The 13648-nt window shown below is 26.6% G+C and carries 10 protein-coding genes and 1 pseudogene; 9 read left to right on the forward strand and 2 right to left on the reverse strand.

What is annotated here, in order from left to right; all coding sequences use genetic code 4:
• Positions 1-124 precede the first annotated feature (124 nt).
• From uvrB to ACD762_RS00120, 4 genes and pseudogenes are all read left to right on the forward strand, one after another.
• Positions 125-2098, forward strand: coding sequence for an excinuclease ABC subunit UvrB (gene uvrB / locus ACD762_RS00105; RefSeq protein WP_423363788.1), 1974 nt, complete (start codon positions 125-127; stop codon positions 2096-2098).
• Positions 2099-2353: 255 nt separating this feature from the next.
• Positions 2354-2704: a hypothetical protein gene (locus ACD762_RS00110; protein ID WP_423363789.1), complete on the forward strand. Its 351-nt coding sequence runs from the start codon at positions 2354-2356 to the stop codon at positions 2702-2704.
• Positions 2695-3534 (forward strand): M20 metallopeptidase family protein, encoded by an 840-nt coding sequence (locus ACD762_RS00115; RefSeq protein ID WP_423363790.1) that lies wholly within the window; start codon positions 2695-2697, stop codon positions 3532-3534. The genes ACD762_RS00110 and ACD762_RS00115 overlap by 10 nt, the downstream gene beginning before the upstream one ends.
• Position 3535: 1 nt before the next feature.
• Positions 3536-5044, forward strand: a pseudogene (locus tag ACD762_RS00120) (AbgT family transporter).
• A 529-nt stretch (positions 5045-5573) separates the two neighbouring features.
• On the opposite strand, the gene ACD762_RS00125 reads toward ACD762_RS00120, so the two are convergent.
• Positions 5574-5813, reverse strand: a complete 240-nt coding sequence (locus tag ACD762_RS00125; protein ID WP_423363791.1) for a transposase — start codon at positions 5811-5813, stop codon at positions 5574-5576.
• A 172-nt stretch (positions 5814-5985) separates the two neighbouring features.
• Between ACD762_RS00125 and ACD762_RS00130 the strand changes: the two genes are divergently transcribed.
• The 3 genes from ACD762_RS00130 to ACD762_RS00140 all read left to right on the forward strand — a co-directional run bounded on the left by ACD762_RS00130 (position 5986) and on the right by ACD762_RS00140 (position 10199).
• Positions 5986-6243 (forward strand): hypothetical protein, encoded by a 258-nt coding sequence (locus tag ACD762_RS00130; RefSeq protein WP_423363792.1) that lies wholly within the window; start codon positions 5986-5988, stop codon positions 6241-6243.
• 66 nt (positions 6244-6309) lie between these two features.
• Entirely contained in the window at positions 6310-9717 is a 3408-nt protein-coding gene (locus ACD762_RS00135) for an amidase domain-containing protein (protein ID WP_423363793.1), read from the forward strand.
• Positions 9718-9728: 11 nt separating this feature from the next.
• Positions 9729-10199, forward strand: a complete 471-nt coding sequence (locus ACD762_RS00140; protein ID WP_423363794.1) for a hypothetical protein — start codon at positions 9729-9731, stop codon at positions 10197-10199.
• Positions 10200-10263: 64 nt separating this feature from the next.
• On the opposite strand, the gene ACD762_RS00145 is transcribed toward ACD762_RS00140, so the two are convergent.
• On the reverse strand, positions 10264-11442 hold the full coding sequence (locus ACD762_RS00145) for an MFS transporter (RefSeq protein WP_423363795.1): 1179 nt from the start codon (positions 11440-11442) through the stop codon (positions 10264-10266).
• Positions 11443-11700: 258 nt separating this feature from the next.
• On the opposite strand from ACD762_RS00145, the gene ACD762_RS00150 reads away from it, so the two are divergent.
• Together ACD762_RS00150 and ACD762_RS00155 are read left to right on the forward strand one after the other, a co-directional pair.
• Complete coding sequence (locus ACD762_RS00150; RefSeq protein WP_423363796.1) at positions 11701-12870, forward strand: M20 metallopeptidase family protein; 1170 nt, start codon at positions 11701-11703, stop codon at positions 12868-12870.
• Positions 12871-13295: 425 nt separating this feature from the next.
• A complete protein-coding gene (locus ACD762_RS00155) occupies positions 13296-13637 on the forward strand; it encodes a hypothetical protein (protein ID WP_423363797.1) in 342 nt (113 codons plus the stop codon).
• Positions 13638-13648 lie beyond the last annotated feature (11 nt).

Consider the following 13648-nt stretch of genomic DNA (forward strand, 5'->3'; position numbering starts at 1 on the left):
ATACGATTATTTTTTTATTTTAGGATAATAATATAAATAAACTAAACACAAAAGCCATAAGTGTATAATGTAGTATAGATAATGATATAATAATAAGTATAAAAATATAGAAGGGAATGAGAAAATGGAAAAATATAATCTTGTATCAGACTACAAACCAATGGGAGATCAAGTTCAAGCTATAGAAGAACTTACAAAAGGAATAAATGAGGGCAAAAAAGAACAGGTACTATTAGGTGCAACTGGTACAGGGAAAACATTTACAATTTCAAATGTCATAAAAAATTTAAATAAACCAGTATTGATGTTGGCACATAATAAAACATTAGCTGGTCAATTATATAGTGAATTAAAAGAATTTTTTCCAGATAATAGAGTCGAATATTTTATAAGTTATTTTGATTTTTATCAACCAGAAGCTTATAAACCAGGAACTGATACATATATAGATAAAACAACAAAATCAAACTCAGAAATAGAAATGCTAAGAGGGTCAGCAATAAACTCAGCACTTTCAAGAAATGATACAATAGTAGTTGCAAGTGTAGCATGTATTTATGGTGCAAGTGAACCATCTGAATATGAATCTATGGTATATACCTTTAGAGAAGGTGATGAAATTACCAGAAAAGAAATAGTTAATAATTTAGTGGATCGTCAATATAAACGTAATGATGTGGAACCAGCACCAGGAACATTTAGACTACGAGGAGATATAGTTGATATCTTTCCAAGTTGGGCTGATACCTTTTTTTATCGCGTAGAAATGTTTGGAGATGAAATTGAATCAATTGCAATGTTAGATAAAATAAACCAGAAAAAGATAGAATCATATAAAACATTGAGAGTTTTCCCAGCACATGGTTATGCTACAAGTAAAGAAAGAATGCAAGAAGCAGTTAAAAGAATAGAAGCCGAATTAGCACAAAGACTAAATTACTTTGAAAGCGAAGGAAAAATGCTTGAGAAGCAAAGATTAGAGCAAAGATGTACCCATGATATAGAACTATTAAAAGAATATGGTATGTGTCCTGGAATTGAAAACTATTCAAGACATATGGATTTACGTGATCAAGGTGAATCTCCATATACATTACTAGACTTTTTTAAAGAAGATTTTATAACAATAATAGATGAATCGCATGTCATGTTACCACAAATTAGGGGGATGTATAATGGAGATAGATCTAGAAAACAAACACTAGTTGATTATGGTTTTAGATTAGAAAGTGCTTTAGACAATAGACCATTAAGATTTGATGAATTTTTAGAAAAGACAAATCAAAAAATATATGTATCGGCAACACCAGGAGATTTTGAATTAGAAAATGTAAATCATGAAGTTGTTCAACAAATAATAAGACCAACAGGTTTACTAGACCCAATGGTAGAAGTAAGAAATCCAGTTGGACAGGTTGAAGATATATATGATGAAATACAACAACAAATAGAAAAAGATGAACGAACATTAATAATAACAATGACAGTTAAAATGGCTGAAGAACTAGCAAGATACTTAAAAGAAAAAGGATTAAAAGTAGCCCATTTACATCATGAAGTAAAATCATTAGAAAGAATAGAAATAATAAATGATTTAAGAGCAGGAAAATATGATGTTTTAATAGGAATAAACCTATTAAGAGAAGGATTAGACATTCCAGAAGTATCACTTACATGTATATTAGATGCCGATAAAGAAGGATTCTTAAGATCAAAAAGATCACTAATTCAAATAATAGGTCGAACAGCTAGAAACAGTAATGGTCGCGTTATAATGTATGGATACAAAATAAGTGATAGTATGAAAGAAGCAATCGATGAAACACAAAGAAGACGAAGTATTCAGGATGCCTATAACAAAGAACACAATATCATACCAAAAACAATAAAAAAAGCAATACGAGAAAATATACGCGGAAAAGATGTTGAAGATACAGAAACAGATGTAAGCAAAAAATATAAAAATATGAATCCAAAAGAAAAAGAAGCATTTATCAATAAATTAAAAGAAGAAATGAAAGATGCAGCTAAAGCATTAGACTTTGAAGCAGCAGCTGATATTAGAGATGCGATAATGCAACTAGAATTAGACATTTAAACTAAAAATACTATTCAACAACCACATTGAATAGTATTTTTTTATGCCTATCAACCTTAAAATATAAAAAAACATTTTAGTTTATACAAAATGTAAGTAAAAAGTTAAGAAAGTTATAAAACACAATATAATTATATAGTTATATAAATAATACAAAAATAATTGTTGACAGTACATGAAATATACATAATTACACTTGTGAAAAAAATAGTAAGGGAGTAATATGAACTAAATTAAAAATAGGAGTTGATAGTAATGGAAAGTATAAAATCAATCGCAGACAAATATTTTGAAAAGTATGCATCAATCAGAAGAACAATTCATCAAAATCCAGAAACAGGATATGAAGAATATAAAACATCAAAACTAATAAAAGAAACCTTAGATAACTTAGGAATAGAATACTATGAAAGTTTTAACACAGGAGTAGTAGGACTAATCAAAGGAAAAGGTAAAGGAAAAACAGTACTACTAAGAGCAGATATGGATGCACTAGAAGTAGATGAACAAGCAAATGTTGAATATAAATCAAAAGTTAAAGGCTTAATGCATGCTATGGACATGATGGACATGTTGCAGGGTTACTTGGAACTGCTATGATCTTAAATGATTTAAAAGAGACCTTTAATGGAAACGTAAAACTAATGTTTCAACCTGGTGAAGAAAAAGAAGGTGGAGCAGAACAAATGATCGCATTAGGAGTCTTAGAAAATCCAAAAGTAGATGCTGCATTTGGCGTACATCTTTGGGGACCAATTCCTAAAGGAAAAGTATACGTAAAAGACGGTCCAATGATGGCAGCACCAGATCAATTCGAAATAAAAATAATAGGTAAGGGTGGCCATGCGGCCATGCCTCAATATTGTATTGATCCAGTAGTAATAGCTGCAAATACAATAACTGAAGTACAAAATATCGTTTCAAGAAAAATAAATCCACTATTACCAGTAGTAATATCAACTTGTACAATCCACGGTGGTGATGCCTTTAACGTAATTCCACAAGAAGTAGTATTAGAAGGAACAGTAAGATCATTTGATAAAGAAGTAAGAGAACAAGTTCCAATAATAATGGAAAATATATTAAAAGGACAAGCGATCGCTAACAATAGTACATATGAATTAAACTATAAAAAAATCTATCCAGCAGTTATTAATGATAAAGCAATGACAGAATTAGCAAGAAATTCAGTTGCAAAAATAATTGGAAAAGATAACGTAGAAGATCTACCAGAACCAAATATGGGTGGAGAAGACTTTGCATATTTATGTGAAAAAGTACCAAGTTCATTTCTATTTGTAGGAATAGCTGAAGAAGACAAACCAGCACCAGTACATCACCATCCAGAATTTCAATGGAATGATGATGCTTTAAAAATATCAAGTGCAGCACTAGCACAAATAGCAATAGACTATCTAAGTAGAAAGGAAGATTAAAATGCCAGAAAAAACAAAAGAAATAAAAAAAATCGGATTATTCAGTAAGTTCTTAAATGGTATAGAAAAAATAGGAAATAAACTACCAGATCCAGTAATGATATTCTTTATACTATGTGGAATAATCATGATAGTGTCACTATTCATGTCAAATGCCAATATATCAGTAGTACATCCAGGAACAAAAGAAACACTAACAGCAATGAACCTACTTTCAGTAAACCAACTAAAAATATATCTAGGTAGTTTTGTAGGAAACTTTCAAAACTTTCCACCATTAGGATTAGTACTTGTCGTAATGATAGGAGCAGGTATAGCTGAAAAAACTAAATTTATGGAAACCGCAATGAGAAGTAGTATATTAGGATTACCTAAACAACTACTAACATTCATGGTCTTTTTTATCGGAATTTGTGCAAATGCCGCAGGTGATGCAGGATTTATAATCCTTCCACCTCTTGCAGCAATCATGTTTCTATCAACAAGACGTAGTCCAATAGTAGGAATCTTTGCAGCATTTGCAGGTGTAGCAGCCGGATTTTCTGCAAACTTAGTCGTAAACTTATTAGATGTACTACTAGCATCATTTACATTACCAGCAGCACAAACAATAGATCCAGATATAACACTATCAGCAACAATGAACTGGTACTTCTTAGCAGCCTCAACATTTGTCTTAACAATTGCAGGTACACTAGTAACAGAAAAAATAGTAGCACCCAGATTTGAAAAAGATACATACATTGCAGATAATGAAAATCATAATCTAACTGAAATAACATCAGTAGAAAAAAAGGCATTAAAAAAAGCTTATATCGCTATTTTAATCTATGTAGCAATAATAATAGCATTATGTTTCATACCGATTAATGGAAAACCATTCATGGTAGGATCAACAGGATCACTACTAGAAAGTGATGCCCCATTTATGAGTGGAATAGTACCCTTAATAACACTATTATTCTTCATACCAGGTCTATTATATGGTATAAGTTCAAAACTAATAAAAAAGAGTTCAGATGCAGTAAGATTAATAGAAAAATCGCTATCAGAAATGGGTGGATACATCCTATTAGCATTTGCAGCATCACAGTTTATAGCATTATTCAACCAAAGTAACATAGGAATAATACTAGCAGTAAAAGGTGCAGACTTTCTAAAAAACATCGGACTAACAGGTGGACCATTATTTGTAAGTTTCATAGTATTCTGTGGAATAGTAAACCTATTTATCGGAAGTGCAAGTGCAAAATGGGCAATGTTAGCACCAATATTTATACCAATGTTCATGTTACTAGGATAAGATCCAGCTGCAACACAAATGGCCTACAGAATAGGAGATTCAATAACAAATCCAATCTCACCGCTATTTCCATACTTTCCAATGGTAGTAGGATTTGCAAGTAAATACAAAAAAGACATAGGAATGGGAACAATAATATCAAGCATGTTACCATATTCAATCGTATTTGGACTACTATGGATAATAATGTTCTTAATATTCTTCTAACTAGGACTACCACTAGGACCAGCATAAAAAAAGAAGGCACTATAATATTCATTAGAGGGTACTATCAACCTAAGTATAATATTATAGTGCTTTTTCTATTTCATAAAAAAGACAAAAATCATATTCCTTGTTAAAATAACGCTGAGAAACAAAATAAATTAATAAGGAGACTTTTGTCATGACTAATTATAATACAGAATTACTTGAATTATCATAAATACGATGGAGTTTAGAATTTTTGTGTAAAGTGCTATCTTCAAGATAGTTGAATATAGAGTAGATACTTTTTTATTTAGTATCTACTCTTTCTTATATATTATCATATATGATCATGTTGTCAAAGAGCTATTATATTTTTAAAAGACCAACAAAATGAGCACTTAATTCAAATATCGAGTTAAGTGCTCATTTTGAGTTTGCAAGTATGTATTTGTTTTGACGCTTACATATAATGATTTAAATAAACTTGAATAACTAGAGAATAATTTACGTGTTTTAGTTAACTTTCTAAATGCGCTTTTTAAACTTTCTATTGTATTGGTAGCATACATAATTTTTCCGTTTTAGGTACATAATTAAACATATTACTATCCTTTACATTATATTGAATATAATCAATAAAGATTAATAGATATACAGTATTTAATGGTCTATTTTGCCACTCTAAAGCAATGGGTAATACATTATCGGTTATCTTATTTATCATTGCTTCACTTACATTGATTGCACTAATATCACAAAATATAATACTAAATTCTAGATAAAACAAACTACTATAAACTTAACTAATCAACATATTTTTTATGTTAAACATCAAATAAGCTAATGTTAATATTTAGTTAACACAATTTAAAAATAATAAACAATGTACTATCATAATATGTAACAAATACGTATTTGATTATAGCTTTATCCATTCTAATATGAAAGAAGATATGATCATGAAAAAGAAAATTATATACATAGTTATCCTATTAAATGTATTACTATTCAATGGGATTAATGCTGCAGAAGAAAACACCTATGCTAGACCGTATACAGATTATACTCAACCAGAGTATGATCAGATGCTTGATCAGTATAGTAATGAATCAAAAGCTGATCCAAGAATAAGATCAAGTAACAAGTTATGTGATAGTACAAGTACTAGAACTGATAAGTATAATAGTGCTGGTAGACTAATACAAAGAACATGTTAAACTGCATCAACCAAAAAAATTAAATCAGAAGAGCGATGGTATGCTTTTGATGTGCAAGTATCGCAAATGAATCGTAAACAAACATTTTATACGAAAGGAAGTAATGTAAGAGAATACGAAAGAACCTACAAATGGGAAAAGAAAGGAACAGTAGATACAAAGTATTTACTACAAACTTATACTACAAGATATCGCCAAGATAAAACAGTAGATTATAAACTAGATTACAATGGTAATACAAAAGCTACTAATCATAGAGAAAATTCAAGTAACTATGATGCAAGTGGTAAGTACTATATTTATACTACAACATATACTCAAGATAGTAAAAATGTTAATAAACAAAGAAAATACTGGGCAGGTAAAGATCCTAACTATGTGACAAACGTCGCAAACTTTAATAGTGAAGGAACAAACTGGCTAAACAATACAGAATATCAAAATTATAAAAACAATATAAAAAGTATGTATCGTACTTACAAAGGAACTAATCCTAATATTTTACTAGCAAGTACTATCTATAATACAAAAGGAGTTAAAACAGAATATCGAACATATGAACAACAAGTAGATGGTTCATTAAAAACACTCACAAACTATTATGATAATGGTAAAGTAAAAGAAGATATCATGTATATAGGTAATAGTGATAATAGAATAAGAAGCTACTACATAAAATACTATGATAATGGTAGAAAAGAAAAAGAAATAAACTATTCTAAATATGGAACATATTTAAGAGTTAGAACCTATTATAATACCACTGCTAATAATATAAGTAGTGATCTAAATAATACAGGTGCTGAAGTGAACACTAAGTTAAACGAAACGTTATATGATAATAATGGAAAGAAAACAACATTTATTAAATATAAAAATGATCAAATAGATACAAAGACTAGCTGCTCAGCAGAAGGTAAAATAATTAATATATATTATTACAATACCAATAACAAAGTATATAAAAAAGATTACTATAATCAAGACGAAAACTATTTAGAAAAAAGTGAATTATATAATACAAAATCTATTTTAATAGAAGCACTTTACTTCGATAAATCTGGTATTAAGATTAAACTAGAACAATATAATACAAATAACAGTAAAAAAATTCTAGAAATTTCATATATGAATAATCAGATAGATAAAGTAAAAAGAATAGATGAAAATTCTAATATTCTATGGTTAAGTAGTTATCAAAATAACAAAAAAGATAAACTTGAAGTGTATAAATACGATAAAAACACATTAACTTCAACTGAAAAATTTCAATTTACAGATAGTGATTTGCTTATAGAAAATCAAGCAGAAGCAGCTGAACCAGCATATGATGATGAATATCTAAGTGAGAGTGATTTTGATAACTTTGTAGCAGATAATCATTTAGAAAATACTGTTGATACATATGAAGTAGAGCCAATTACTGAAGTAACAACCTTTCATGATTTAAAAAATATTGACTTAAATAAAATAATTAATAATACAACAGTAAATAAATATATAAAAGATTCATATTTCAAAGATTATACAAATATCTTTTATGAAGATTTATATACTGTAGATAATCTAATCCTAAACAATACTAATGATAATGAAACATTAAGTATGAGTGATATAACTAAATTAAAAGGTCTAAAAAGTATTGATTTAAACAATATAAATATTTTTGAAATAGATAGTAGTATTGAAAATCTCATGTATTTAAATAATCTAAAATTAAATAACTGTAATTTGAATTACATAGCAGATAATATCAATAACTTAACTAAATTAAAAACAATTAACCTAGCTAATAATGCATTGACAGACATAAAATTAACTGATAATTTTATTAATCAATTACAATCATTAAATTTAAGTAACAATAATATATCATACTTAGATAATTTATTATATAAAGCCTTTTTAGCTAAAAAAGATATTAACATTAGCCAAAATAACTTTACTGATACTAATATTGATCCTACAGAGTTAAGTACTACCTCATTTAAAACTTTTATTGGTAACCAACATTATGAAGATACTAGGATAAATAGTTTTAAATTAAAAGATAAAACTTTAAACGATATATTACCATCAATCTTTATAAACGAAGATAATACAATAAATATTAGTAAGCTAAATGATTATCAAATATCTTATTTTAAAGTTACATCAGATAATTTAAGTAAAATAGATGAATACAACTATCTTTATGACTATAATAGTCTTATTGAAGAACTTAAAAATGATAATATTGATATAACTAAATTAGAAAATATAGATAATTCTTCTAAAATAAAGATAGATAATAATAACATAGAACAAGAATTAACTAATATAATTAAAGATGAAGGTATTTATGTTCTAAGTTTTAAAAATAATAGTGAACTTTATCAACAATCATTTAATACAATCAATCTATATACATATTCTGACTTAAATAATAAACTACAAGAAGTAAGTAGTGATTGTAATCATAGTATGTATGGTGAAGTTGTTTCAGGTGATACATTAACTTTAAATGATAATACTAAAGTAACAGACTATTGTCATTTTAAAAATAATGAAGAAGCCTTACTAAAGTTCAACAATCAAAATAGTGAATATTTGTCTAAACTTAATATAGATGTTACTAATAATGATCCAGAAAAACTAAACAATTTATACTCTGTAGCATATGATGAATATATCAATAGTAATAATTTTACTACACAAGAACTAAAAGATATTGAGTTGAAAAATAACGAAGTATCAACATTTTTTGATATATATGAAAATAAAAAAGTAGATTCTGAAATAAAAGAATTAACAGATGCTTATAATCATAACATTGAAATAAATAATGTCGTTGAAAACACTGACATACTACAAGAAATAAGTAGCATTGTTCCTGATAATGAACAAAACAATAATAGTGACTCTATAATTTATAAAGCTAATAAATATAATATTAATGAGGCGGTAAAATTTGCAAAGAGGAATGGAAATGTTTGGTATAGAGAAAATGTTAAGGTTGAAAAATATGATTGCACTAATTTTGTATCGTATGTATTAAATAGAGGTGGAAAAATTAAACAAGAAGTTAACGGAAGTAGAAATATGGGTTGGTGGGTAAAGTCTAAAAGAAAAATTATTAGAAAAGGTGGTAGTAAAATTTACAAATATAGTTATACAAAATCGGTAAGTTGGATAAACGCTAATACTTTTGTTCATTACTGGTCAACTAAAAAACAAAGTAAAAATTTTGTTAAAAATTTTAAATGGAATAATATAGAAAATTATGCAAAAGAAGGAAATGTAATTGCATATGACTCTGGAAGAGATGGTGGATGGGATCATGTAGCATACATAGTAGCTAAGAATAAGAAAAAAGGGTATTTAACAATTGCACAACACACTAATAATTATATTGGTGATGCAACAAAAAAAGGTAAAGCAAGAGGATGGTTAAATATTGCTAGAACACACAATTTTAAAATAATAAAATTTTAAGGGGGACTTATATGAAAAAGAAAAACTTAATATTAACAATACTAGCCTTTGTAACATTATATATAACATATCTATTTTACAGTTCAAAGTTAAATATGTTTTCATATTCAAATATAGAATTATACAATAACAAACTTTTCATGTTATTCATATCACTAAACTTAATATTAGTTATAACTATAATTACAACAAATATTTATGAATTATATATTAACCAAAAGAAAAGTGACATTAATAAAAATACGAACTATATAAATGCATTAAATATACTTGCAAGCTTAGGTTTATTAGTAATAATATGTACATATCTAGAAATATTATTTAACTTTAAAATAGAATATAGTGAAGGCGTAAGTTTATTTTATTTTAAAACAGAACCTTATTTCTTTAGCCTATTCATAGTACAATCTATAATAATAATAATTCAAATATACTTAGTAGCATCAAGTAATAAACAATCAATTATTAAAAAGCAGCTATAAATAAAAAAATAAATATAAGAAAAAAGAATAACAAAGACAATTAAAACTTGTCCTTGTTATTCTTTTATTTTTGCTTATAAAATCTCTTATTACATCCAATTCCAATAAAAACAACAGCTAAAGTTGAAGCAATAATTCCCACTAATAACATAGTAGAAACACCATATGATAATAGTAACTGTCCACCAATTAGATTACCAAAGACACACCCAACAGTAATAGAAACCATTAATATTGTTTGTCCAAAAATTCTATCATCAGGTTTTAAAACAGAATTAATATAATAAGCAGAAGAAGCAGTAAATAATGCAAAACTTAAAGATTGTAATAATTGAGATGCTCCAACCATTGCAATAGAAATTGCAGTATAAATAATTATACTTCTAATTAAATAGAATACTGCAGATAAAAACATCCAAAACTGGCTATTTTTATATTTGAGTAGTTTCTCATAAAAGATCATAGCGGGTAATTCACTAATAGCTGCAATAGTTAAAAGAGTACCAACAGTAGAACTATCACCATTAAAAACAGAGACTATCTGGCTTAAATAGGAAACAATAAAAGTGTGAAATATAAACAAAAACATAGTTCCGATTAATACCAATGTAACTTGAGGATAAGTAGCAAAGAAATTTTTAGAATGAATAGTTGTTTTTTCAACAGTATGTACTTGATTTGGCAAAATATAAATAATTAAGCAGAATATAATGACTTCAAATAAAATAATATAAGCAAAAATATTTATAGTATATATAGCAATTAAGTTACCAATTATAAATGAAGCTACTGCAAATGCTAAAGAACCAATTGCCCTAGAAAATCCAAAATTAACTTCATGACCACTGTTAGCATAATCAAATCCTAATGCATTAACAAAAGGTTGAATACTATATATTAAGATAAAAGCCAAAATATAAGCAATTAGTTTAATAACTAGATTATCATTAAATATTATCATCAACAAAGTACAAAAGAAAAGAAGAATACTAGAATATAATAGTAAGCTCTTCAAAGTCAATCTACATTTACTATTAATGATTTTACTTAGAATAGGTTGTGAAACAGCACTTATTATATTACAACTAGCTAAAATTATTCCTATTTGATTATTTTCAAGATTATTTGCTAAAAGAAAAATAGAAGCAAAAGCAGATAAAGAACAAAATAACATCCAATATAAAGCTTGTAAGCTACTGTAACTAATATTCAATAATTTATTGTTATTAATATTAACAATCATATAAACACTCCAATTTAGTTATAAATAGATACTAAATTATTATAAATAGATGATAATTTAATTGTTTAATTATTACATAATGCACTATTAAAGGAAATAGTCAATACTTGAAATTAAAAAATTTCCCAGGTAATAATAATAATTAAAATAAATATTTACAATAAGTAATACTATTGAAATCATAGCATTATTTAAGAAAAAATACACTAAAATTTAATAAAATAATAGTAAAATTCCTAAAAAAGTAAGGAGAACAAAATGAAAGATGTACAAACAATCATAAATAAATATTATCAAGACTATTCTAAAATTAGAAGAGAAATACATATGCATCCTGAACTAGGAATGCAAGAATACAAAACACAAAAAATAATTATAGAAACATTAAATAAATTATCGATAGAAAACCATAAATTGTTTGAGACAGGTGTAGTAGGATTAATAAAGGGTAAATATCCAGGTAAGACAATATTATTAAGAGCAGATATGGATGCATTAGAAATAGATGAATTAGCAAATGTAGATTATAAATCAAAAATATCAGGGATAATGCATGCGTGTGGGCATGATGGACATGTTGCAGGTTTATTGGGAGCTGCAATGGTATTAAACAATTTAAAAGATGAATTACATGGAAATGTAAAATTGATGTTTCAGCCGGCTGAAGAAAAAGATGGTGGAGCAAAACAAATGATTGAACTTGGAATACTAGAAAATCCAAAAGTAGATGCTGCAGTTGGAATACATTTAGAGTCATTAGCTAACAGAGGACAAGTAATAACTAAAATTGGAGCAATGATGTCAGCAACAGATAGATTTAAAATAAAGATAGTAGGTAGAGGAGGGCATGCGGCTACACCTCATTTGAGTGTTGATCCAATAGTAATTGGAGCCAATGTAATCACACTAATGCAAAATATAAGAAGTAGATATATAAATACATTATATCCAGCAGTCTTATCAATAACTAAATTTCATGGTGGAGATATTTTTAATGTAATTCCAAATACCATAGAAATAGAAGGAACAATTAGAGCATTTGATCAAAATGTTATAAATGAAATGCAAATAGCAATGGATAAAATATTACAAGGACAAGCACTAGCAACAGATTGTACTTATGAGTTTGAGTATATAAAAGAATTTCCAGCAGTAATAAATAATAAAGAACTGACAGAACTTGCCAATAACTCAATTAGTAAAATTATAAATAAAGAAGATCTAATAAAACTAGAAGAACCAAAAATGGGTGGAGAAGATTTTTCATATCTTGGAGAAAAAGTACCAAGTACATTTATCTATGTAGGAATATCAGAAACAGGTAAACCAAAACCAATAGCACATAATCCATACTTTGAGTGGAATGATGAATCATTAAAAACATCAGTAGCAGTATTTACACAAATAGTCCTAGATTACCTTAAATAAAAGATAAAATGCATGATTTGTAATTGTGCATTTTATTTTTCAACTGACAGTAAACTTAAAAACAAATAAATATTTATTATATATTGATAGTGTTTACTTATATTTAAAAATATAGTAAATTATAGATATATACAATTAAGATTCAAAACTTTTGGGAATAATATAAATCAAAGCAAATAAAAAGATAGAAGAATAAAAAAATAGAGAGGATGAGATTTAATCAAAACAACCATAAAAAAAGCAGATAGAATATTAAATATAAATAACAAATAGAATAATATTTACATAAGTAAAATTATTTGAAGTAATATTTAAATAAATGGAGAATGACTAATGAAAATTAACAATAAAAATAAAGTATTAGCAACAGTAATAGCAGTTATAGTAATAATCATTTCAACAATAATTAAATACAAAAGAAAATAATGGATTTACAACAAGAGTACTTGATATTAGTAATAGTATTGATAATGCAAATTCCAATTGTAATAGACTTATTAATGAAACATCATTCAATATGTAAAAATTATAATTTTTTTGAAAAACTAAAACTGATAACTAATACCCCTAATACTGAAACAAATATTGAAAAACTAGATAAATATTATAGTGATATTACCAAAAAAGCAAATAGAAATGTTATATTAGGTATTCCAATATTTATTACTGTTATATTATTAATATATAGTAATGCAATTCTAGCATTACTACTGACACTAACATATTTAATAAATAATTTACTTAGTTACTACAAAATAAAGATATAGTAAATTATTTA

This window comes from Mycoplasma sp. P36-A1 (assembly GCF_049478495.1).
Taxonomy (GTDB): Bacteria; Bacillota_I; Bacilli_A; order JAJDGJ01; family JAJDGJ01; genus P36-A1.